Genomic DNA, 22861 nt, shown 5'->3' on the forward strand with positions numbered 1-22861 from the left:
GCATGCCCGAGGTCAAGGAGCCGGACGAGGTCGTGCTCATGGAGGACGAGACCGACGGACCCGACCCGCAGCTCTCGTCTTCCTCGGGCGCCTCGGCGGATCAGGTACGGGACTACCTGCGGCTCATCGGCCGTGTCCGGCTCCTGAACGCCGAGCAGGAGGTTGAGCTCGCGAAGCGGATCGAGGCCGGCCTGTACGCCGAGAAGAAGCTCGAAGAGGAACCTGGCCTCCATCCCGCATTCCAGCGTGAGCTGCGCCTCCTCGCCGAGGACGGACAACGCGCGAAGTCCCACCTGATCGAGGCGAATCTGCGACTGGTCGTCTCCGTGGCCAAGCGGTACACCGGCCGCGGACTGCTGTTCCTGGACCTGATCCAGGAGGGCAACACGGGGCTGATCCGGGCCGTCGAGAAATTCGACTACGCCAAAGGGTTCAAATTCTCGACGTACGCGACCTGGTGGATCCGACAGGCGGTCTCCCGGGCCCTGGCCGATCAGAGCCGGACCATCCGGATCCCGGTCCACATGGTCGAAGTCATCAACAGGGTGGCCAGGACCCGACGGGAGATGAGACAGGATCTCGGTATCGAGCCCACGCCGGAGGAACTGGCGGCAAAGGCCGGCGTGACGGTGCAGAAGCTGATGGAACTCGGCGACTACTCCAGGGAACCCGTGTCCCTGGACACCGCGCTGGGCGATAGCGGTGACAGCGAGTTCGGCGACCTGATCGAGGACAACGACAGCATCTCGGCGTGGGACACGGTCGTGTTCGGGTTCCTGCGGGAGACCATCGAGCACCTGCTGGCGGAGATGACCCCGAGGGAGGCAGGCATCATCCGCCTGCGCTACGGCCTTCTCGACGCGCGACCGAGAACGCTGGAGGAGATCGGCGAGGTGTACGGAGTGACCCGTGAGCGCATCCGCCAGATCGAGTCCAAGGCGATGTCCAAGCTACGCCACCCCTCACGCTCGCAGGCACTTCGGGACTATCTCGATGCCATGTGACGCGCTCCGGGGCCCGACCATCTGACTCAGCGCTCACCCGTGAGTCCCGAGCTGGTGTGAGACCGCGTTTGAGATCTGACATGGGACGAGGTCAGGGTTGCGTCCAGGGAAGTGGTGTACGGGTTCGACCTGATCCGGGGGTTTGCTCCGGCATCGAGATGGGGCCCACATAGATGAACGGCCACCGGCTGATCTTCGAAGTGTCGAAGCCTCGAAGGAGATCAGCGCGATGACCGCACCAGACAGTCTGCCCCTGCACGCCCTCGCCGAGGACAACCTCACCGCGGCGAGTCCCGATCTGCTGCGCGCGATGGTCAAGACGTTCGCCGACGCACTCATGTCCGCGGAGGCCGACGCCCTCTGCAACGCTGAGTACGGACAGGTCAGCGATGAACGCGTCAACCACCGCAACGGCTACCGCCCACGCGAGTGGGACACCCGCGCCGGGACCGTCGAACTCGCCGTTCCCAAGCTGCGCCAGGGCAGTTACTTCCCGCACTGGCTCCTCGAACGCCGCCACCGGGCTGAGCAGGCCCTGATCTCGGTGGTCGCAACCGCCTACCTGCTGGGCGTTTCCACCCGCCGGGTCGAGAAGCTCGCCGAGTCCCTCGGCGTCACCCAGCTGTCGAAGTCCCAGGTCAGCGCGATGGCGAAACATCTGGACGAGCAGGTCGCCGCCTTCCGCAACCGGCCCCTCGACGCGGGCCCCTACGCATTCGTCTGGGTGGACGCACTGACCCAGAAGGTCCGCGAGGGCGGCCGCATCGTCAACGTACACGCGCTGATCGCGGTCGGCGTCAACGCCGACGGCCACCGCGAGATCCTCGGCATCGACGTCGCCACCTGCGAGGACGGCGCCGGCTGGCTCGCCTTCCTGCGCTCGCTGACCGCCCGCGGCCTGAGCGGGGTTCAGCTGGTCGTCTCCGACGCGCACACCGGCCTGGTGAGCGCAATCGGTGCCGTTCTCCCAGGGGCTTCCTGGCAGCGCTGTCGAACCCACTACGCCCGAAATTTGCTCTGCCAGGTCCCGAAATCGGCTCAGCCGTGGGTGGCCACGCTGCTGCGGACCGTTTTCGAACAGCCCGACGCCTAGGCCGTGAAGGCCCAGATGCGGCACGTCCTCGTCAAGGTGCCCGAATCCCGCAGGTGGTGGGAAACCCACCGCGTCACCCGGTGCGCCCATGGTGTCCAGCACTTCCGACACACACTCGTCGGCAGCCTCAGCCTCCAGTACGAGACCTGACCTTCCTCGCGGACACCGATCAGGCCCTCCGCCGTACACAGCGGAAAGCAGGCTCGCCCTCCGCCGAGGCCCTCGCCCTCCTCGCCAGCTGTAGCGCCCCCTCCTCACCCGCGCCCGTGACCCACACCTAGAATCCCAGGTCATGAAGGGACTGCTGCTACGGCTGTCGGCCCTCGACGCGGACGCGGCGGCGGCGCTGCGGGTCATCGCGCACTTCGAGGCGCTACTGGGGGCCGGGCGGCTCGATGCCGAGTCGCTTGTACGGTCCACCGCGGGTCTGGCCGAGTGCCCGGCTGGGCTTGAGGCGGGCGGGCGTGTGGTGCGGTTCGGGCCTGCCGGGGCCGTGCCGGCGGGGCCCGCAGCACGGCCGTCCGGGAGCGCGGAGTTCGCGCCGGGCGGCCGGGTGTGGCTGGAGCGGTCGGGCGCGCCGGGGCCCTTCGACGAACTGGTGCTGGAGTGGATGGCCATCGCCGCGGGCGTCCTCCACGGGAGCCGTCAGCAGGACACCGCCCCCGCCCAGGTGGCCGACCCGGCGCTGGTCGAGCGCGTGCTGTCGGAGCGCGAGGCCGTCGAGGACCGGGCGAGGGCGCTGCGCCTGCTGGGTCTGGTGCCCGAGCAGCCGCTGCGGGTGGTGGCTGTCGCCGGGCCCGCCGCGGTCGCCGTACTGGGTCGGCGTGAACTGCGTCCGGGGGTGCGGGTCGCCGCGGTCGGTCCGTTCGCCGTGGCCCTGGCGCCGGGCGCCGAGTCGGTCGCCGACGAGCTGCGGGCGTACGTCCGCGAGCACGGTTTCGCAGGTGTACGGATCGGGGTCGGCGGCAGCGTTCCCGCCCTGGACGCCGGTGTCTCCTGGGCACAGGCCCGGCTCGCGCTGCGTTTCGCCGTCGAGGTCGCCGGTCTGCCCGAGGAGGCCATCGTCGACCACGACACCCTCGGTGCTGTCGCCATGCTCGCCGACATCCCCGTCGACCGGCTGCGTGCCCAGCCCGACGTGCTCGCCCTGGCCGGCCTCGCTGAGGGCAAGGGCGGCCCGGCGGCCCTTGCCGCCTTGACCGCCTTCCTGCGCACGGGCTCGCTGCGCCACGCCGCTTCGGACCTCCACCTGCACCACAGTTCGGTCGCGGCAAGACTCTCCGGCGTGGAAACAGCGCTGGGCTACCGATTGAGCGACCCTCGGGCCCGCTTCCGGGCCCAACTCGCCTTGTATGCCCTGCGATTGGCAGAGCCCCGATAGGGGCGCCCCTCAGGGGCGCGGGGAACTGCGTGCTCAGCCACAGCGGTCCCGCGCCCAACGGCTCACAAACAGTCCGCCCCACCTAGCGCAGCGCCCGGCGCAAAACCGCCACCGCCTCCGCAGCCTCCCGCAGGGACACTTCCGCGTGCGGAATCATCCCCGACCCGTGGAACGTGCCCGGAAACAGATGCAGCTCCACACTCACGCCACCCGCAAGCAGCGCACGGGCATAGTCGATGCCCTCATCCCGCAGCGGATCGAACTCCATCACGGAGATGTACGCCGGCGGCAGCCCGGCGAGCTGCTCACCGGCGGCCCGGGCGGGCGCGGCGTAGACGGGCACGTCGGCGCTGCCGGGGACGCCAGCGCCGAGATAGGCCTCCCAGCTGATGACAGCGTTGGGCCGACGCCAGATGGGCGTGTCGGTGAAAGCCCGCATGCTGGGCGTGTCGAGGCGGTCGTCGAGTTCAGGGATGCCGAGGTACTGGAAGGCGATCGCGGGGCCGCCCCGGTCGCGGGCCAGCAGCGCGAGGCCGGCCGCGAGACCGCCGCCGGCGCTCTGGCCGAAGAGGGCGATACGGGCAGGGTCGACACCGAGTTCGGCGGCGTTCTTGGCGACGTGGACCAGCCCGGCGTACGCGTCTTCGAGCCCCGCCGGATAGGGGTGCTCGGGGGCGAGCCGGTATTCGACGGAGAAGACGGCGGCGCCCAGTTCCCGCGCGAGCGTCACGTTGGTGCCGTGGTCGAATTCGACGTTTCCCAGGATGAAGCCGCCGCCGTGGATGTCGTAGACCACCGGCAGCGGGCCTTGGACGCCCTGCGGGCGGTAGCTGCGCAGGACGACGTCGGGCGCGCCCTCCGGCCCGGGTGCCACCAGCTCGGTGACGTCCACGCCAGTGGTGTCCACGTCCGCCAGGGCCGCGGCGATACCGACCGCCATCTCGGCCCGGGCGCCTTCAAGGTCCGAGCAGTCGGCTCTAGGCAGCATGTGCACGACTGCGGCGAGCTCCGGGTCGAACGGGTACGTCGTCATGTCGTCTCCGATCCGACGTACCGCGCCGGCGGTGCCTTGTGGCGCCGCTGCTGCTCGTCACGTCGTTATGGAAACCCTGCCATGGCGTGTACGTACAGGTCACCCGACGGGTGTCGGGGAATACGAGGGCGCGGACCGACACGCGTACACGCGATCGCAGACTGGGCTGGATGGTTGGGACAAGGAGGTCGGCGAGTGGAGACACTGAACAGCCGCAGAACCTTGCGGGTCCTTGATCCGTTCGGCCACCACATCCATCAGGACGTGGTGATCGACGTTGTCGAAGCAAGCTTTGATGTGCTGGTGGACTCTGCTGCGCAATTCGCTGCGGAGGTAAGGCCGGGTCGGCGATGATCGTTGGCGGGGTCGCCTTCCTGTCGTGCGGCCCGGGAGGCGGTACGGATGTCGATGCGCCCGGTGGGGCTGCCGGAGATCCCGGAACAGACCGTGATGGTGGCCCGGGCGGCGTTCCCGAAGGGGAGTCTGGCGATACGGGTGCGGGATCGCCTGGCGGAGGTCTTCACTGATGAGCCGTTCACGGAGGCGTTCGGGGTGCGGGGTGCTCCGGGCCTGTCACCTGGGGCGTTGTCGCTGGTGACGGTGTTGCAGTTCGCGGAGGGCCTGACGGATCGGCAGGCCGCGGCGATGGCGGTGCGGGCGATCGACTGGAAGTACGCGCTCGGTGCGGATCTGACGGATACCGGTTTCGATGCCAACGTGCTGTCCAGGTTCCGGGCCCGGCTCGCGGACAACGGTATGGAGCGGGTGGTCTTCGACCGGCTCCTTGAGCACTGCAAGGACGCCGGCCTGGTGGCGGCCGGGGGCAAGCAGCGCACGGATTCCACCCATGTGATCAGTGCGGTGCGGGACTTGAACCGTCTGGAGCTGGCAGGGGAGAGCGTGCGGGCGGCCCTGGAGGCCCTCGCGGTCGCGGCAGCGGCCTGGCTGGCCGGACACATCGACGTGACGGAGTTCGCTGAGCGGTACGGGCCGCGGGTCGACAGCTGGCGCATGCCGCCCTCGCAGACAACGTCTCGCCCAGGTCTTCGGGCAGGATGCCCTCGCCCTGTGCCGGGCGGCCTGGGCCGGGGACGCTCCGGCCTGGATTCGCGAGATCGAGGCCGTGGGCTTGTTGCGGCAGGTCCTCGTGCAGACCTACATCGTGCGGACCGATGCCCGGGGACGGCAGGTGATCAGGAAGCGGGACGCCGACGACGGCGTCCCGCCAGGCCAACTCCGCCTGGCCTCCCCCTACGACCGTGACGCACGCTGGGCGGCCAAGGGCGACGACCTGTTCTGGATGGGCTACAAGATCCATCTCACGGAAGCCTGCACCACCCTCGCCGACGTCGACGCCGACGCGGGGACAGGGGTGATTCCGAATCTGATCACCGACGTGCGCACCACCGACGCGACCGTGCCGGATGTGAAGGCGACCGTCCCGATTCAGCGCAAGCTCGCCGAGCACGGAGTGCAGCCCGCCTAGCACTACCTCGACTCCGGCTACCCGTCGGCCGACCTGATCACCAAGGCCCTGAAACAGGGCATCCGCATGGTCACCCCGGTCCTCCAGGACCACTCTGACCAGGCCAAGGCCGCCGAAGGCTTCGACAAGAACGCCTTCACCATCAACTGGAAGACCCGCCAGGTCCGCTGCCCCGCCGGAAAGACCAGCTTCCACTGGAACCCGGTCAAACAGCACGGCAAAGACGCGATCGTCATCACCTTCAGCGTCCTGACCTGCCGCAACTGCCCTCTCCAGAAGCAGTGCACCACCTCGAAGACCGGGCGCCGCATGCTCACTCTGCGTCCCGAGGAACTCCACGAGAACCTCGCCCAGGCCCGCGCCGAACAGAAGACCGACACCTGGAAGAACAAGTACGCCCTGCGCGCCGGCGTCGAGGGCACCATCAACCAGGCCCTCGACATCACCGGCATCCGCCGGGCCCGCTACCGCGGCCTGCCGAAAGTCCGCCTCCAACACGCCTTCTCCGCCACCGCACTCAACGTGATCAGACTCGACGCCCACTGGACCACAGGCCCCCTCGACCGTCCCCGCCACAGCAGGCTCGAACGACTCAGCTACAGACTCTCCGCCTGAACGAATTGCGCAGCAGAGTCGCCAAGTTCCCCAAAGCCGCCGCCCACTTGGACGCAGCCCAGCACGAGCTGCTGGCGTTCATTGCGTTCCCGCGCGAGATCTGGCGGCAGATCTGGTCGAACAACCCGCAGGAACGGCTGAACAAGAAGATCCGCCGCCGCACCGACGTCGTCGGGATCTTCCCCGACCGCACCGCCCTGATCCGGCTGGTCGGCGCGGTGCTGGCCGAACAGAACGACGAATGGACCGAAGCACGCCGCTACATGGGACTCGACCTGCTGGCCAAGGCCCGCCTCCACCCGATCGAGTCAGAAACCGACGAGACCGCCCTGCCCACCGAACTCACCGCATAGCCTCAAAACGAGATCACCGAGTGGCCGTCAATACGCCACTCCAGCGGACGTGACCCCAGTGGGCAGAGCCCGGGGTGGCGCGTTCGCAGTTCTTCTTAGTGCTCTGTCGCCGTCAGCAGAGGGCCGCAGCGGCAACCGTCAGGGCGGTGCGGGCGGTCTTCTGCTTGAGCGGGAAGAGCCGGGTGGCGTGCCAGCAGCCATGCCTGCTTGCGAATCACGACCCGTAACCCGCGGCCGGGCGGCGGACTTAGCTCAGTCACGAACGTGACCAAGACGGATCCCGGCCCGCCAACTATCGCCCTCAAGATCCGCCAACCAGCTCCCTCCACCTGCCGGCGACCTGCACCGAAGAGAGCATCACCCGCCAACTACGATCCTCGGTCACACTGTTCACCATCATCGTCCTGGGCGAGGCGATCGCGGCTGCGACGGTCGCCGTGAAGTCGGGGGTGCGGGAGAGTGACGCGCTGGCCGATCTGCTGCCGATCGCGGCGGGCGGGCTGCTGATCGTGTTCTCCGCCTGGTGGATCTACTTCGCCGTCCCGATCCACGGGCGGCTGCGTTCCAGCGGGCAGGCGTTCCTGTGGGGCTACGGGCACTATCTGATCTTCGCGTCGGCCGCGGCGATCGGCGCGGGCCTGGAGGTCGCGGTCGAGCAGGCGATCGGCGAGGCGCACATCTCCACGCCGGCCGCGTCGGCCGCCGTGACCGTGCCGGCAGCGCTCTACCTGGTCACCGTCTGGGCCCTGCACTCGCGTCACTTCAAAGTCGGCGTCGCCGAGCAACTCGTCCTGCCGTGCGCGGCGTTGCTGGTGATCGCGTGCACGTTCCTGGGCGACTGGGCGGTGCTCGCGGCGGGACTCGTGTCGGCGCTCGCGGTGGCGGCCGGGGTGACACTGACCGCCCGGACGGCCGCCGGGGAACACCGGGCGAAAGACGCGGAGGCGACAGAGGCGGCGGAGACGGCGGAGACGGCGGAGACGGCGGAGACGGCGGAGACGGCGGAGACGGCGGAGACGGCGGAGACGGCGGAGACGGCGGAGGAAGCCTGAGGGCGTGCAGGATGGCGGCCGCTCTGGACAACACTGGGGAGCATGACAGTTGACGCTCTGACAGATGTCGCCGGCCTGCGGGTGGGGCACGCGACGCGTACCGGCGACGGGTGGCTCACCGGGACGACGGTCGTGCTCGCACCGGAGGGCGGAGCCGTGGCCGCCGTGGACGTGCGGGGTGGCGGACCCGGCACCAAGGAGACCGACGCCCTGGATCCGCGCAACGTCGTGCGAGGTGTCGAGGCGGTGGTGCTGACGGGCGGCAGCGCGTACGGGCTGGACGCGGCGTCGGGGGTGATGGCCTGGCTGGAGGAGCGGGGGCGCGGGGTGCGGGTGGGGCCCGGTCCCGGGCACGTCGTGCCGGTGGTGCCCGCCGCCTGTGTCTTCGACCTGGGCCGGGGTGGCGACTTCCGGGCCCGGCCGGACGCGGCCACCGGTCGGGCGGCCGTCGAGGCGGCGGCGGCGAGCGAGCCGGGCGCGCCCGTGCCTCAGGGGTGTGTGGGCGCGGGTACGGGGGCCGTGATCGGGCACCTCAAGGGCGGTGTCGGCACCGCGAGCACCGTGCTGGCGTCGGGGATCACGGTGGCGGCGCTGGTGGTGGCCAACGCGGCGGGGTCCTCGGTGGATCCGGAGACGGGGGTGCTGTACGGGGAGTTGTTCGAGGGGCGGCGGGTCGACTATCCGTCTGCCGGTGTGCAGGAGGCGGCGCGGCGGCGGCTGGCGGAGGTCGCCGCCGAGGCTCCCCTGCCGCCGCTGAACACCACGCTCGCGGTGGTCGCGACGGACGCGGTGCTGTCGAAGGCGCAGGCCCAGAAGGTGGCCGGCACGGCGCACGACGGCATCGCGCGTGCCGTACGGCCGGTGCATCTGCTCAATGACGGAGACACGGTGTTCGCGTTGGCGACAGGGGCGCGTGCGCTGGACGAGGACAACCCTCTCGCGCTGAACGAGATCCTCGCGGCGGGCGCGGACCTGGTGACGCGGGCGATCGTCCGGGCGGTACGGGCGGCGGGGCCCGTGGCGGGGCCGGGCGGGCGGTGGCCGTCGTACGGGGAGCTGTACGGGAAGCGATAGGGGAACCGGACGGGGGCGGTGACGCCGGTGATGCGGCACGTCTCCTTCTCGGTTGAGCCGTGATTGTCGCGGTTCTGTCACGCGATGGGTGCGAGCCCGGTCGGCGGGAACCCGCGCTGCCGGTGTCGCCCTCCTTCTTCACGCAAGGGGAGCGGATCACCCAAACAGCGCGAACAACCCGAACAGCCCGAACAGCCCGGCCACACCGGACACGCCGGACACGCCGGATCACACAAACCTGGAGCAGCCCGTGACAACGCCGAACACAACAGCTCGGCGCGTACTGGGAGCCTGTGCCGCCCTGATGGTCGGCACCCTGGCCCTCACCGCGTGCAGTGGCGGCACCAGCGGAGGCGACGACGGCAAGGGCGGCAGCGGCTCCGACACGAAGCCGGGCGCGCGGATCGACATCTCCGCGAAGAACGGCTCGACGGGCGCGTCGATCAACACGACCGGTGTGAAGGTCAGCGGTGGCACGCTGACCGATGTGAAGATGACCGTCGCGGAGACGGGAGCGGCCGTGGCGGGGGCGATATCCGCCGACGGGCGCAGCTGGCAGCCGGCGGAGCAGCTGGAGCGTGGGACGCGGTACCGAATAGCGGCGGCCGCGAAGGGCTCCGACGGGCGGGCCGGTTCCGCCGACTCGACGTTCACCACGGTCACCAAGGCGAACAGCTTCCTCGGGACGTACACGCCGGACGACGGGACGACGGTCGGCGTGGGGATGCCGGTGTCGTTCACGTTCGACAAGGCCATCACCGACCAGGCCGCCGTGCGGTCGCACATCACGGTGACGTCGAGCAGCGGGCAGCAGGTGGTCGGGCACTGGTTCGGCGCGCAGCGGCTCGACTTCCGGCCCGAGGAGTACTGGAAGGCCGGTTCCAAGGTCACGATGAAGATCGACCTGGACGGGGTGAAGGGCGCCAACGGCGCGGTCGGGGTGCAGAAGAAGACCGTGAGCTTCACGATCGGGCGCTCGCAGGTGTCCACGGTGGACGTCAACACGCAGACCATGACGGTCGTACGGGACGGGCAGACCGTCAAGAGCGTCCCGATCTCGGCCGGCAGCCCGGAGTTCAGCACGTACAACGGGCAGATGGTGATCTCCGAGAAGCTGAAGGAGACGCGGATGGACAGCCGTACGGTCGATCTGGCCAACGCGTACGACATCAAGGACGTCCCGAACGCGATGCGGCTGACCACGTCGGGGACCTTCGTCCACGGCAACTACTGGTACAAGAAGGGCAACCCGCCCTTCGGGAACACGGGCACCAGCCACGGGTGCGTGGGGCTGCGGGACGTGCAGGGGGCGCAGGGGGACACGCCCGCCAAGTGGTTCTTCGACAGCTCGATGATCGGGGACGTCGTCGTCGTCAAGAACTCCCCCGACAAGCAGGTCGCGCCGGACAACGGTCTCAACGGCTGGAACATGCCGTGGAGCGAGTGGACGGCCGGGGCGGCTTCCTGAAGCGGCCTGGCGCCGCCCGACGCTGCCCGACTAGGCTGAAGTACCTTTTGATCAGGGCGCGTTGACGGAATTATTGACGGTTTTCCGGGCCGTGCGGGAATTTTTCGCACGGCCCGGGCGTCTTCCGGACGTAGGTTTTCTCGGTTCCCGGGCATGATGTCCGACCGAGGGGCTACGGTATGCACCCACAAGGTGACATGCAGCAACGCCGGGAGAAGCCTTGAGCGTTCCGTACGAGACGGCAGCGTACGAACCACCCGAGTCGCCCGAGTCTCCGGAGGAGCATCTCGAGCGGCTCCTGGGCCGTGCGCTGAACTCCTTCGAACTGCCCGACGAGACGATACGGCAGCTCGACTGCGCGCTGGCGCACGACAGTTCGCTGCACTCCGCGCACCACAGCGCGGGGCTGCACCGCGAGACGTACCGCCACACCTGGCTGCTCGCCGACGGTTCGGCGCTCACCCTGTGGGAGCTGGTGCACAACACGGCGCCCGGCGCGGGTCCGCAGGCCGAGGTGTACGTCGACGAGGAGGAGCTGCGCGCCGCCACGGCCCGGCTCCCGCTGCCCGCGGACGCCCCGGACTTCGAGCTGCCGGTGACGGTGCAGCTCGCGCCGGTCCTCGAGCCGGGGCACAGTTACGTTCCCGACGAGTCGGCGGACCACGCGCGCAGGTTACTCAGGCGGGCGGAGAACGCGGACCGGCCGGGGGTCGAGGTCGCCGAACTGCTGGGTACGGCGTTCGCGCACCAGATCATCCAGGCGTTCGGGCGGCCGTGCCGCGCGGGCCGGGCCGGTCTCGGGTTCTCGCTCTACGAGCACGCCTTCCTGCTGCCGGGCGGCAAGGAGATCTCCCTGTGGGAGGTCGAGCACACGGCCACGCCCGACGGCCGGCACATGTGCGAGGTGTATCCGACGGAGGACGGGGCGCGGGAGGCGATGGAGCGCCGGGCGGCGCGGACGTCGTAGCCCGGCCGGACACGCCAACACCTCGGTGGACAGGCCCACCGAGGTGTTGGCGTGTTCGTCGCTCCGTTTACGCGGCCACCGGCTCCTTCTTCTCCACCGAGGTGGCCGTCGCGCCCTCGGCCGACTCCGCCGCCGGGGTGCCCGGCGCCGGCTTGCGCATGCTCTTGAGGGTGATCACCAGGGCCGCGGTGACGCAGGTGCCGGCCGCGATGGCGATCAGGTAGAGGAACGGGCTGCCGATCAGCGGGACCACGAAGATGCCGCCGTGCGGGGCGCGCAGCGTGGCGCCGAAGGCCATCGACAGTGCGCCGGTGACCGCGCCGCCCGCCATCGAGGCCGGGATGACACGCAGCGGGTCCGCCGCCGCGAACGGGATCGCGCCCTCGGAGATGAAGGAGGCGCCCAGTACCCAGGCGGCCTTGCCGTTCTCGCGCTCGGCCGGGGTGAAGAGCTTTTTGCGGACGACGGTGGCCAGCGCCATGCCCAGCGGCGGGACCATGCCCGCGGCCATCACGGCGGCCATGACCTTCATCGCGGAGTCGCTGGGGTCCTGGACGGCGATTCCGGCGGTGGCGAAGGCGTACGCGACCTTGTTGACGGGCCCGCCGAGGTCGAAGCACATCATCAGGCCGAGCAGGATGCCCAGCAGCACGGCGTTGGTGCCGGAGAGCCCGGACAGCCAGTCCGTCATGCCCTTCTGGGCCTCGGCGATGGGCTTGCCGACGACGACGAACATCAGGAAGCCGACGATCAGCGAGGAGATCAGCGGGATCACCACGACCGGCATGATGCCGCGCAGCACCGGCGGGATCTTGATCTTCTGGATCGCCAGGACGACGCCACCGGCCAGCAGACCGGCGACCAGACCGCCCAGGAAGCCGGCCGCGATGTTCGAGGCGATCATGCCGCCGACGAACCCGGGGACGAGACCGGGCCGGTCCGCCATGCCGTAGGCGATGTAGCCGGCGAGGACCGGGATGAGGAACCCGAAGGCGACCCCGCCGATCTGGAACAGCAGCGCGCCCCAGCTGTCGACCTGGGTCCAGGAGAAGTGCTCCATGACCGAGGGCGCCTTGTTGATCTCCCAGCCGCCGATCGCGAACCCGAGGGCGAGCAGCAGACCGCCGGCGGCGACGAACGGGACCATGTAACTCACGCCGGTCATCAGCCACTTGCGCAGCTTGGTGCCGTAGCTGTCGCCGGAGTCGCCGGCCCGCTCGACGGGCGTACCGCCGCCGCTCTGGGCGCTCGCGGTGACTTCGCCGCGCTCGGCCTTGCCGCGTACGTCGACGATGAGCTGGGCGGGCTTGTTGATGCCGGCCTTGACACCGACGTCGACGGTCGGCTTCCCGGCGAAGCGTTCCTTCTCCCGTACGGGCACGTCGTGGGCGAAGATCACGCCGTCCGCGTCGGCGATGAGCGCCGGGTCGAGGCGGGTGAACCCGGCCGAGCCCTGCGTCTCGACGACGAGCTCGACGCCCGCCTCACGGCCCGCGTTCTCCAGCGACTCGGCCGCCATGTACGTGTGTGCGATACCGGTCGGGCAGGAGGTGACGGCGACGATACGGAACGGCCGCCCGCCGCCGACGTCAGCCGTGTCTGTGTCTGTGTCCGTGTCTGTGCCCGCGGCGGCTTCGGCGGAGGCCGCCGCCGAAACCGCCGCGGAGTCTTCGGTGCCCGCGGCCGGGGGCTCGTCGCCGCGGATCAGGGCGGCGGCGGCCGCCGCGTCGCCCACCGACCGCAGCGCCGCCGTGAACTCGTCGTTCATCAGCTGCCGGGCCAGCGACGAGAGGATCGTCAGATGGGCGTCGTCGGCGCCCGCCGGGGCGGCGATCAGGAAGATCAGGTCGGCGGGGCCGTCCGCCGCGCCGAAGTCGATCCCGGCGGCGCTGCGCCCGAAGGCGAGCGTCGGCTCGGTCACGTGTGCGCTTCGGCAGTGCGGGATGCCGATACCGCCGTCGAGACCGGTCGGCATCTGCGCCTCGCGGGCGGCCACGTCGGCGAGGAAGCCGTCGAGGTCGGTCACCCGCCCCTTCGCCACCATGCGCTCGGCGAGGGCACGGGCCGCCGCGTCCTTGGTCTGGGCGGACAGGTCGAGGTCGACCAGGTCCGCGGTGATCATCTCGCTCATCGCGGGCTCCTTCGCACGCATATCGCCCGGGAAGTGGGGTGGGCGGGGCTGGGGACGGGGGTGGGGTGGGCACTGCGGGGGGTGCGGGTACTACGGGGGGTGGGGTGGGGGCTCGGGGGAACGGCGGCGGCTGCTGCGGCTGCGGCAGGGCCGGGGAAACCCCGTCGCGTCAGGGCCGGTTCAGGGGGGACACGGGGCGGGGAGCCCACAACTCGGGTTCCCGGGCAGGCGCTCATGACACCGGCTCCCTCAGTGCGCGGTCCACGGGGACCTCGGCCGTCACCCTCACCGCGGGCAGGTCGAGGTCGGAGGGGGTCGGCATCACGCTGCCGGGGAGTTGGACCGCGGCGGCGCCGTGGGCGACCGCTGAGGCGAGGGCCTCGGGGCCGCTGCCGCCGGCGATCAGGAAACCGGCGAGCGAGGAGTCGCCGGCGCCCACATTGCTGCGTACCGTGTCGACGCGCGCGCTGGCGAACCAGGTGCCGGAGCCGTTGACGAGGAGTTGTCCGTCGGCGCCGAGGCTGGCGAGGACGGCGCCCGCGCCGAGTTCGCGCAGTTCCTCGGCAGCCTTGACCGCGTCGCCGATGGTGGCGAGGGGGCGCCCGACCGCTTCCGCCAGTTCCTCGGCGTTCGGCTTGACGACGTCCGGACGCTCACGCAGCGCTGCCAGCAGGGCCGGGCCCGAGGTGTCGAGGGCGATCCGGGCGCCCGCGGCGTGCGTACGGGCGACGAGGTCGGCGTACCAGGAGGGCGCGAGACCGCGTGGCAGGCTGCCGCAGCAGGCGATCCAGTCGGCGTCGGCCGACTGCCCGCGCACGGTCTCCAGGAGCAACTCCTGTTCCGCGAGGGACAGTTCGGGGCCGGGTGCGTTGATCTTCGTCAGGACGCCGTCGGATTCGGCGAGGGCGATGTTGGACCGGGTCGCGCCCGCGACCGGTACCGGCGCGACCTCGATGCCCTGGGCGTCGAGCAGCGCGGCGACGAGCGCGCCGGGCGCGCCGCCCAGCGGCAGCACGGCCACGGTGCGCCGGCCGGCGGCGGCGACGGCCCGTGAGACGTTGACGCCCTTGCCGCCCGGGTCCACGCGTTCGCCGGTGGCCCGGATGACCTCACCGCGGTCGAGGGACGGAACCTCGTACGTACGGTCGAGGGACGGGTTGGGGGTGACGGTGAGGATCATGCGCACTCGTTTCCAGACATGGAGCACTTCCGTGCCGCTCTAGACATGGAGCACTTCCGTGCCGCCGCGTTCCAGGTCGGCGCCGTCCTCGGGGCTCAGCCCGCTGTCGGTGATCAGCAGGTCCACGTCGGCCAGGTCCCCGAAGCGGGCGAAGTGTTCCTCGCCGTGCTTCGTCGAGTCGGCCAGGAGCACCACTCGGCGGGCGGCGGCCACGGCGGCTCGTTTCACGGCGGCCTCGGCGAGGTCGGGCGTGGTCAGCCCGTACTCGGCGGAGAAGCCGTTGGCGGCCACGAACAGGACGTCGGCGCGGATCTCGCCGTACGCCCGCAGCGCCCAGGCGTCCACGGCGGCGCGCGTGCGGTGCCGGACGCGCCCTCCGACGAGGTGCAGCTGGATGCCGGGGTGGTCGGCGAGCCGGGCCGCGATCGGGAGGCTGTGGGTGACGACGGTGAGCGTCGCCTCCAGCGGGATGGCGGCGGCGAGGCGCGCGACCGTCGAGCCGGCGTCGAGGATCACGGTGCCCTCGGTGGGCAGCTCCGCGAGGGCGGCCTTGGCGATGCGGTCCTTCTCGTCGGCGTAGGTCGACTCGCGCTCGGTCAGGTCGGGCTCGAAGCCGAGGCGACCGGCCGGTATGGCCCCGCCGTGCACCCGTCGCAGCAGGCCCGCGCGATCCAGGGCCTTCAGGTCCCGCCGGACGGTCTCCGCGGTGACCTGGAACTGCTCGGCCAGGGACAGCACGTCCACCCGACCGCCGTCACGGGCGAGCCGCAGGATCTCCTGCTGCCGCTCCGGTGCGTACATGTCCGTTTGCCTCCGTTCGATGCCCGAACTTGTTGATTCGCTCGGAGACTACGCCCGTATTTCCGGAAAGTAAACAGGTTCGGGCAGATTCAGGCACGAAGTGGACACAAACGGATGCCCGCCACCCCGGATCCCTCCGGAGTGACGGGCGCTTTCTCCACCGTCCCGCGCACCATCCCGCGCGCGGTCGCGCTCAGTGCACGAGCTGCGGCTCCCGCTCCTGCTCGACTCCCTCTTCCGCCGCCTGCTCGGCCCCCACCACCGGCTGCTTCGGCAGGGCGAACATCACCACGAAGATCACGCCCATCAGCCCGGCCACCCAACCCAGCGCGTGCTGGAACGCGTGCACGAACTCCGGGCCCACCTCGCTCGCCGCGAGCCGGTCCCCCATCGCGCCGAAGAACACCACCGACACCAGCCCGAGTCCGAGCGCGTTGCCCATCTGCTGCACGGTGTTGATGAGCCCGGACGCCGACCCGGCGTGCTCCTTCGGCACCTCCGACAGCACCACGTCCGTCAGCGGGGCGACGATCAGGCCCATGCCGGCGCCCATGACGACCAGCGGGAGCGCCATCTGCCAGGAGGCGATGGACAGGCCGTACCGTCCGGCCTCCCAGATGTAGATCAGCACCCCGAGGCCCATCACCAGGGCACCCGCCTGGAGCACCTTGCGGCCGAAGCGCGGAACCAGTGTCTGCACGGACATTCCGGCAGCCACCGACACGGCGATCGAGAAGGGCACCCCGGTCAGCCCGGCCCGCAGGGCGCTCCAGCCGAGCCCGATCTGCATGTACAGCGTCCAGACCAGGAAGAAGATGCCGAGGCCCACCCCGAAGACGGTCTGCACGGCGATGCCCGCGGCGAAGCTCTTCACCTTGAACAGCGACAGCTCGATCAGCGGCGAACCGTCGATCCGCGTCTTGCGCCGCTCGTACGCCAACAGCGCCCCGAAGACGCCGAGCGCGCCGGCCATCGTCAGGTACCCCCACAGCGGCCAGCCCAGCTCGCGCCCGCGCGTCAGCGGGTAGAGCAGCATCAGCAGGCCCAGCGTCACGAGGGCGACGCCGACCAGGTCCAGCTTGAGGGCCCTGGGTGCCTTGGACTCCGTGATGAAGCGGTGGCCGAGGAGCAGTCCCGCGATGCCGACCGGCAGGTTGATCAGGAAGATGGGCCGCCAGCCGAGGCCGAACAGGTCCCACTCCGTGAGCAGTGCGCCCAGCAGCGGACCGGTCACGGCGCCCAGGCCCACGACCGCGCCGAAGAGCCCGAACACCTTGCCGCGCTCGTGCGCCGGGAAGGTCGCGTGGACGATCGACAGGACCTGCGGCACCATCATCGCCGCCATGCCGCCCTGGAGGATGCGGGAGGCGACCAGCATCTCCGGGTTGGCGGCGAAGCCGCAGAGGGCGGAGGCGAGGGTGAAGCCGCCGATGCCGACGAGGAACAGCCGCTTGCGGCCGTGGATGTCGCCGAGCCGCCCGCCGGTGACGAGGCCGGCGGCGAAGGCGAGCGCGTATCCGGCGGTGATCCACTGGATCTGGCTGAAGGAGGCGCCGGCCTCGCGCTGGATCGACGGGATCGCGACGTTGACGATCGTGACGTCGACGAGGTCCATGAAGGCCGCGGTCATCACGATGGCGAGGGCGAACCAGCGCCGCCTGTCAGGTACGGAATGTGGTACGGGATCTGCTACGGGAGTCGGTGTTCCGGTGGAGTGCATGACCTCAGGCTAGGACTCCATTAGGTCAGATCGTGTCCTAATGGTGCGGCATCCTCGAACCCATGACGACGGACACACCGGCCCGGCTCCTCCAGCTCCTCTCCCTCCTCCAGACGCCCCGCGAATGGCCCGGCGGCGAGCTCGCCGACCGGCTGCGGGTGTCGCGGCGTACCGTCCGGCGGGACATCGACCGGCTGCGTGAACTCGGGTATCCCGTGCAGGCGAGCAAGGGTTCCGACGGCGGATACCGGCTGGTCGCCGGCAAGGCGCTGCCCCCGCTGGTGCTCGACGACGAGGAGGCGGTGGCGATCGTGGTCGGGCTGCGGGCCGGCGCCGGGCACGCGGTCGAGGGGCTCGACGAGGCGTCCGTACGGGCGCTGGCCAAGCTGGAGCAGGTCCTGCCGTCCCGGCTACGTCGGCGCGTCTCCACGCTCCAGGCCGCCACCACCCCGCTGACCAGCGGGGACGGCGCGGTCATCGCCCCCGAGACACTGACCGTGATGGCCTCGGCGGTGGCCGGCCAGGAGCGGCTGCGGTTCGCCTACCGCGCCAAGGACGGCACCCCCACCAAGCGCCTGACCGAGCCCCACCGGCTCGTGTCGACCGGCCGCCGCTGGTATCTCGTGGCCTACGACCTCGATCGTGCCGACTGGCGCACCTTCCGCGTCGACCGGGTCGCCGACCCCTTCGCTACGGGCGCCCGCTTCACCCCGCGCGAGCTGCCGACGGGCGACGCGGCAGAGTATCTACGCCGCTCGATGTACGTACGGCAGGAGGCCTACGTGTTCGAGGTGACGTTCGCCGCCCCGGCCGCGTATGTCGCCGCCCGCGTCCCGGCCTGGCTCGGCACCCCCGAGCCCGTCGACGAACACAGCTGCCGCATCCGTTCCTCGGTCGGCGACGCGGTGGAGTCGCTGGCGGTACGGCTGGCGACGGTCGACTGCGAGTTCACGGTCCGAGAGCCGGCCGAACTGGTCGAGCGGGTACGGGAGTTGGGGGCCCGGATGACCCGGGCGGCGGCGGGCGGCTGACCGACACGCCCTAGCTCGCGGCGCTCCATGGGAAGTCCCGCAGCGTCCCCAGGTTGCGTACCGCCAGTGCCGCCGGGCCGGTCGGGCCGTCGGCCGGGGTGTCCCCGGCCGCCCAGGTCTCGAAGGCGACGCGTACGGCGGCACTGGCGACGGCGGCAGTGAAGCGGGTCTCGGGTGAGCCGGCCGGGCCCGCGCCCCGGGAGGCCAGTGCCTGGGTCAGCGCGTGTTCCGACGCACGGCACCGTTCGGCCCACACCCGCAGCAGGGCCGGGCTCTCCTGCGCCAGCCGGAGCAGGGTGCGCGCCCGGTCCAGGGCGCCCGGTGACACAGCCGCGCCGGGCGTCAGCACATGCCGGGCCGCGTGCTCCAGGGCCTGCGGCACGGACAGTTCGGCCGGGGCCTCGCGCACCGCATGGGCCCAGCGTTCCGTGCCCGTGCCGAACAGGGGGCCGATGGCCTCTTCCTTGGTGGCGAAGTAACGGTAGAAGGTGCGCGGCGCGACGCCTGCCGCCTGGGCGATGTCCTCGGCGCGGGTGGCCCGCAGCCCGTGGGTCACGAAGAGCCGCCCCGCCACCCGGGCGATCTCCATGCGCGTCGCGTACTTACGCCGTTCGGTGAGCGAACCGGAAGGAGCGGAAGAAGCGGAGGGAGCGGAAGGAGCGGAGGGGCCGGGGGAACTTGGGTGGGACACGGACGCCACGTTATGCCGCTGTGGCACAATCTGCCATTCGGGCGGGCCACCCCGGCGTTCAGGTACGGGGTGCCCCGCCCCTGACGTGAACGGGAAGCGGAACGGCGGCCGAGCAGCGGCGGAGGGGCAGCCCACGGCGACGCCGGACGCGGACCGGAGGGCAAAAGTGAGCCGGGCCCCGGCACCTGGGGGGGGTTAGGTGCCGAAGCCCGGCTGGGAAGGTCCCGACGCGGGGGGGGGTTGCGTCGGGACTTGGCTCCAGGGGATCCGAGGCGTCTCCGCCCGGACCCGTGTCCTGGGCCCTGAGGTCTTGTGCCCCGGGCCCGATGGTTTAAGCAGCCTGACACCGCAATCTTTGCGCGGCCTTCCGCCACCCCGCGCACGCGGCTCCAAACAGTCGTACGCCTCCCGGCGCGCGAAACACCCAAACGCGCCCCCAGTACCGATTCCGGTACGTCTGCCGGGCGCCCCCGGCAGGGGTGCGGGAGCGGTGTGTGGAACTACGCCGCCGCGTCGAACCCGGTGTCCCGCGCCAGCTTCTTCAGCTCCAGCAGCGCGTGCTTCTCGATCTGCCGGATCCGCTCACGGGTCAGCCCGTGCTCCTTGCCGACCTCCGTCAGCGTGCGTTCCCGGCCGTCGACGATGCCGTACCGCATCTTGATGATGGAAGCCGTGCGCTGGTCGAGGCGGCCGATCAGGTCGTCCAGTTCCTCGCTGCGCAGAAGGGTCAGCACGGACTGCTCCGGCGACACCGCCGACGTGTCCTCGAGAAGGTCACCGAACTGGGTGTCCCCGTCGTCGTCCACCGACATGTTCAGGGAGACCGGGTCGCGGGCCCAGTCCAGGACGTCGATCACCCGCGCCGCGTTCGTGTCCAGCTCGGCGGCGATCTCCGCTGGTTCCGGGTCCCGCCCGTTCTTGCGGTTGAACTCGCGCTGCACGCGCCTGATCCGGCCCAGTTCCTCGACCAGGTGGACAGGGAGGCGGATCGTACGCGACTGGTCCGCTATGGAACGGGTGATGGCCTGCCGGATCCACCAGGTCGCGTACGTCGAGAACTTGAAGCCCTTGCGGTAGTCGAACTTCTCGACCGCGCGCACCAGGCCGGCGTTGCCCTCCTGGATCAGGTCGAGAAGGGGCAGGCCGCTGCGGGGGTAGCGGCGCGCCACGGCGACGACCAGTCGCAGGTTGGAGCGGATGAAGACGTCCTTGGCCCGCTCGCTCTCGGCGACGAGCGCCTCCAGCTCCTGGACGGTGGCGTCCGCCTTCGCTTCGGTCTCGCCGTCGAGGATCTGGCGTGCGAACACACCGGCTTCGATGGCCTGCGACAGCTCGACCTCCTTCGCGGCGTCGAGCAACGGGGTTCGCGCTATCTCGTCCAAGTACATGCCGACCAGGTCGCGGTCGGCGATCTCGCCGCCATGGGCGCGAACACTGCGTGCGCCGCCGACGGTCCCGCCGGTGGCGGAAGACGTACGACGGGCGACGGCACGGGTTGCCATGCGTGCTCCCTTGCGAATGGGGGTCCCCCCGCTCGAGCGAAGTCGAGAGTGGGGGAGGGTCAGCGGGTGGTCGTTGATGTCCCTGTTGGTCTGTGAACGCTCAGCACACTCCTCGCGTGCCCGGCATCCGAAGGAAACAACGCCTGGAATCAGGACAGAATTCCCACCCACACCACTATTTTTCTGATCTTGCAGTACCCTGTGCCGCCACACGAGGAGGCGTGATGCTGTCGGAATCCACGGAGGTGCAGGTCAGACCAGGTGTAGAGGCTGACCTCGAAGCCCTCACCGACCTCTACAACCACTACGTGCGCGAGACTCCTACCACTTTCGACACCAAAGTCCTCACACCGGAAGAGCGCCGTCCTTGGCTGCTCTCCTACCCTGAAGACGGCCCGCACCGCCTGTTGGTTGCCACGGACATGAACTCGCGGCGGATTCTGGGGTATGTCACATCCAGTGTCTTCCGGCCGAAGCCGGCGTACGGCACGACCGTGGAGACCACCGTCTACCTCGCCCCGGACGCGGGCGGGCGCGGTATCGGCACCCTGCTCTACACGGCCCTCTTCGAGGCACTGTCCAGCGAGGACGTCCACCGCGCCCTGGCGGGGATCGTCACACCGAACGAAGCGTCCGTGCGGCTGCACGAACGCTTCGGGTTCCACTACGTCGGGACGTACCGGGAGGTGGGCCGCAAGTTCGGCCGTTACTGGGACGTGGCCTGGTACGAAAAGGACCTCTGAGGGCCCTTTCGGCCCCCGGGCGATTGCCCGAAGGGGCCGAGTGCCCGTCCGTGAGGGTCAGCCGAACTGCACCGACCGCTTGGCCATCCCCATCCAGAAGCCGTCGATGACTGACTTCTGGGAGTCCAGCTCGCCGGCCACCTCGGCCGCGCCCATCGTCACGAAGAGCGGAGCGAAGTGCTCGGTGCGCGGGTGGGCGTAGCGGCCCGCGGGAGCCTTGTTCAGGAAGTCCAGCAGGCCGTCCACGTCGCGTGTTTCCAGCGCCCGGTGGCCCCAGTCGTCGAACTCGCTCGACCAGGTCGGCACGCCGGGGCCGGTGTGCCGGAGGGCGGCCAGGTTGTGGGTGAAGAAGCCGGAGCCGACGATCAGCACGCCCTCGTCGCGCAGTGGCGCGAGCTTGCGTCCGATGTCCATCAGTTTCACCGGGTCGAGGGTCGGCATCGAGATCTGCAGGACAGGGATGTCCGCCTCGGGGAACATCTCCACCAGCGGGACGTACGCACCGTGGTCGAGACCGCGGTCCGGGACGTCCTGGACGGGTGTGCCGGGGGCTCGCAGCAGCTTCCGTACGGACTCGGCGAGCTGGGGAGCGCCCGGGGCTGCGTACTCCACCTGGTAGTAGTGCTCGGGGAAGCCCCAGAAGTCGTAGACGAGGGGGATCGTTTCGATGGTGCCGAGGGCGAGCGGCGCCTCTTCCCAGTGGGCGGAGACCATGAGGATCGCCTTGGGACGGGGCAGGTCGGCCGACCAGGCGGCGAGTTCGCCGGGCCAGATCGGGTCGTCGGCCAGCGGAGGGGCACCGTGGCTGAGGTAGAGCGCGGGCATGCGCTCCTGGATGTCGGCGGACATGTCGACTGCTCCCTTCCCGGGGCTCTCTCCGCTTTTGCTTCACGTTCTGCTTCAAGTTCTACGTCAAGTCTGCACCTTGAAGTCTCAAGCTTCTCGCATACTGAAAATACATCGTTTTGGTTTAAATTTCAAGGACGGGGAACGTAGAGTGGAGTACATGAAGACAGCACCTACATCCGGCGAGGAGCCCCGCTGGCTCACCGAGGAGGAGCAGCGCACCTGGCGCGTGTACGTGCACGCCGTCACCCTGCTCGAGGACCATCTCGACCGCCAGCTCCAGCGGGACGCCGGCATGCCGCACGTCTACTACGGCCTGCTCGTCGGCCTCTCCGAGGCTCCGGGCCAGCGGCTGCGGATGACCGAGCTCGCGATGAAGGCGAAGATCACCCGCTCCCGCCTCTCGCACGCCATCGCCCGGCTGGAGAAGAACGGCTGGGTGCGGCGCGAGGACTGCCCTTCGGACAAGCGCGGCCAGTTCGCGGTCCTGACCGAGCAGGGCAAGGAGGTACTGCGGCGCACCGCGCCCGGTCATGTGGGCGCCGTACGCCAGGCGCTGTTCGACCGGATCAGCGACGAGCAGCGCCAGACGCTCCACGATGTCATGGACATCGTCGCCGAGGGCCTTCAGCCGAAGGACGCGAACGCGGATCTGCCCTGGCTCCGCTGAGCGGAGCCAGGGCAGATCCT

The 22861-nt window shown here is 70.3% G+C and carries 20 protein-coding genes and 4 pseudogenes; 16 read left to right on the forward strand and 8 right to left on the reverse strand.

Annotated features, from left to right (window positions below; all coding sequences use genetic code 11):
* The first annotated feature begins 2 nt into the window (after positions 1-2).
* The 4 genes and pseudogenes from ADL01_RS29295 (at position 3) to ADL01_RS29305 (ending at position 3478) form a co-directional block, all read left to right on the forward strand.
* Entirely contained in the window at positions 3-1004 is a 1002-nt protein-coding gene (locus ADL01_RS29295; protein WP_107091019.1) for an RNA polymerase sigma factor, read from the forward strand.
* Positions 1005-1233: 229 nt separating this feature from the next.
* Positions 1234-2094 (forward strand): annotated as a pseudogene (locus ADL01_RS29300) (IS256 family transposase); the annotation flags it as partial.
* Positions 2095-2112: 18 nt separating this feature from the next.
* Positions 2113-2247, forward strand: a complete 135-nt coding sequence (locus ADL01_RS47925) for a hypothetical protein (protein WP_420719746.1) — start codon at positions 2113-2115, stop codon at positions 2245-2247.
* Between the two features lie 142 nt (positions 2248-2389).
* Positions 2390-3478 carry a helix-turn-helix domain-containing protein gene (locus ADL01_RS29305; RefSeq protein ID WP_053745008.1) on the forward strand — a complete coding sequence of 363 codons (1089 nt, stop codon included), beginning with the start codon at positions 2390-2392 and terminating at the stop codon, positions 3476-3478.
* 82 nt (positions 3479-3560) lie between these two features.
* Here ADL01_RS29305 and ADL01_RS29310 read toward each other — a convergent pair whose 3' ends face one another.
* On the reverse strand, positions 3561-4511 hold the full coding sequence (locus tag ADL01_RS29310; RefSeq protein WP_053745009.1) for an alpha/beta hydrolase: 951 nt from the start codon (positions 4509-4511) through the stop codon (positions 3561-3563).
* 195 nt (positions 4512-4706) lie between these two features.
* Here ADL01_RS29310 and ADL01_RS44920 point away from each other — a divergent pair, with 195 nt between their 5' ends.
* The 9 genes and pseudogenes from ADL01_RS44920 to ADL01_RS29340 all read left to right on the forward strand — a co-directional run bounded on the left by ADL01_RS44920 (position 4707) and on the right by ADL01_RS29340 (position 11526).
* Positions 4707-4865, forward strand: coding sequence for a hypothetical protein (locus tag ADL01_RS44920; protein WP_159049681.1), 159 nt, complete (start codon positions 4707-4709; stop codon positions 4863-4865).
* 96 nt (positions 4866-4961) lie between these two features.
* A pseudogene (locus tag ADL01_RS46735) lies at positions 4962-5228 on the forward strand (transposase); the annotation flags it as partial.
* A gap of 406 nt (positions 5229-5634) precedes the next feature.
* The gene (locus ADL01_RS45515) at positions 5635-5997 is read left to right on the forward strand and encodes a hypothetical protein (protein WP_234354840.1); all 363 of its coding nucleotides are present in this window, start codon (positions 5635-5637) and stop codon (positions 5995-5997) included.
* A 66-nt stretch (positions 5998-6063) separates the two neighbouring features.
* Positions 6064-6612 carry a transposase gene (locus tag ADL01_RS45520; RefSeq protein ID WP_199834961.1) on the forward strand — a complete coding sequence of 183 codons (549 nt, stop codon included), beginning with the start codon at positions 6064-6066 and terminating at the stop codon, positions 6610-6612.
* Positions 6613-6635: 23 nt separating this feature from the next.
* Positions 6636-6965 (forward strand): annotated as a pseudogene (locus tag ADL01_RS29320) (transposase); the annotation flags it as partial.
* A 386-nt stretch (positions 6966-7351) separates the two neighbouring features.
* Positions 7352-7906: pseudogene (locus ADL01_RS29325) on the forward strand (low temperature requirement protein A); the annotation flags it as partial.
* 153 nt (positions 7907-8059) lie between these two features.
* Entirely contained in the window at positions 8060-9091 is a 1032-nt protein-coding gene (locus tag ADL01_RS29330) for a P1 family peptidase (protein ID WP_053745010.1), read from the forward strand.
* A 250-nt stretch (positions 9092-9341) separates the two neighbouring features.
* Positions 9342-10559: a L,D-transpeptidase gene (locus ADL01_RS29335; RefSeq protein WP_078960811.1), complete on the forward strand. Its 1218-nt coding sequence runs from the start codon at positions 9342-9344 to the stop codon at positions 10557-10559.
* A 220-nt stretch (positions 10560-10779) separates the two neighbouring features.
* Positions 10780-11526 carry a DUF6227 family protein gene (locus ADL01_RS29340; protein WP_053745012.1) on the forward strand — a complete coding sequence of 249 codons (747 nt, stop codon included), beginning with the start codon at positions 10780-10782 and terminating at the stop codon, positions 11524-11526.
* A gap of 67 nt (positions 11527-11593) precedes the next feature.
* Here ADL01_RS29340 and ADL01_RS29345 read toward each other — a convergent pair whose 3' ends face one another.
* The 4 genes from ADL01_RS29345 to ADL01_RS29360 all read right to left on the reverse strand — a co-directional run bounded on the left by ADL01_RS29345 (position 11594) and on the right by ADL01_RS29360 (position 17358).
* Positions 11594-13657, reverse strand: coding sequence for a PTS fructose transporter subunit IIABC (locus ADL01_RS29345; protein ID WP_053745013.1), 2064 nt, complete (start codon positions 13655-13657; stop codon positions 11594-11596).
* Positions 13658-13889: 232 nt separating this feature from the next.
* Positions 13890-14837 carry a 1-phosphofructokinase gene (gene pfkB, locus ADL01_RS29350; RefSeq protein ID WP_053745014.1) on the reverse strand — a complete coding sequence of 316 codons (948 nt, stop codon included), beginning with the start codon at positions 14835-14837 and terminating at the stop codon, positions 13890-13892.
* Between the two features lie 39 nt (positions 14838-14876).
* Positions 14877-15638: a DeoR/GlpR family DNA-binding transcription regulator gene (locus ADL01_RS29355; RefSeq protein ID WP_053745015.1), complete on the reverse strand. Its 762-nt coding sequence runs from the start codon at positions 15636-15638 to the stop codon at positions 14877-14879.
* Between the two features lie 193 nt (positions 15639-15831).
* Positions 15832-17358, reverse strand: coding sequence for an MFS transporter (locus ADL01_RS29360; protein ID WP_053745016.1), 1527 nt, complete (start codon positions 17356-17358; stop codon positions 15832-15834).
* Positions 17359-17420: 62 nt separating this feature from the next.
* On the opposite strand from ADL01_RS29360, the gene ADL01_RS29365 reads away from it, so the two are divergent.
* Positions 17421-18389: a helix-turn-helix transcriptional regulator gene (locus tag ADL01_RS29365; protein WP_053745017.1), complete on the forward strand. Its 969-nt coding sequence runs from the start codon at positions 17421-17423 to the stop codon at positions 18387-18389.
* Positions 18390-18399: 10 nt separating this feature from the next.
* Here ADL01_RS29365 and ADL01_RS29370 read toward each other — a convergent pair whose 3' ends face one another.
* On the reverse strand, positions 18400-18978 hold the full coding sequence (locus tag ADL01_RS29370) for a TetR family transcriptional regulator (RefSeq protein ID WP_053745018.1): 579 nt from the start codon (positions 18976-18978) through the stop codon (positions 18400-18402).
* A gap of 602 nt (positions 18979-19580) precedes the next feature.
* The gene (locus ADL01_RS29375; protein ID WP_053745019.1) at positions 19581-20582 is read right to left on the reverse strand and encodes a sigma-70 family RNA polymerase sigma factor; all 1002 of its coding nucleotides are present in this window, start codon (positions 20580-20582) and stop codon (positions 19581-19583) included.
* A 224-nt stretch (positions 20583-20806) separates the two neighbouring features.
* Between ADL01_RS29375 and ADL01_RS29380 the strand changes: the two genes are divergently transcribed.
* Entirely contained in the window at positions 20807-21325 is a 519-nt protein-coding gene (locus ADL01_RS29380; RefSeq protein ID WP_053745020.1) for a GNAT family N-acetyltransferase, read from the forward strand.
* Between the two features lie 57 nt (positions 21326-21382).
* On the opposite strand, the gene ADL01_RS29385 is transcribed toward ADL01_RS29380, so the two are convergent.
* Positions 21383-22174 (reverse strand): dioxygenase, encoded by a 792-nt coding sequence (locus ADL01_RS29385; protein ID WP_053745021.1) that lies wholly within the window; start codon positions 22172-22174, stop codon positions 21383-21385.
* Positions 22175-22331: 157 nt separating this feature from the next.
* Here ADL01_RS29385 and ADL01_RS29390 point away from each other — a divergent pair, with 157 nt between their 5' ends.
* Positions 22332-22841: a MarR family winged helix-turn-helix transcriptional regulator gene (locus tag ADL01_RS29390; RefSeq protein ID WP_053745044.1), complete on the forward strand. Its 510-nt coding sequence runs from the start codon at positions 22332-22334 to the stop codon at positions 22839-22841.
* The last annotated feature ends 20 nt before the right edge of the window (positions 22842-22861 follow it).

This window comes from Streptomyces sp. NRRL WC-3618, from assembly GCF_001280005.1.
Lineage (GTDB): Bacteria > Actinomycetota > Actinomycetes > Streptomycetales > Streptomycetaceae > Streptomyces.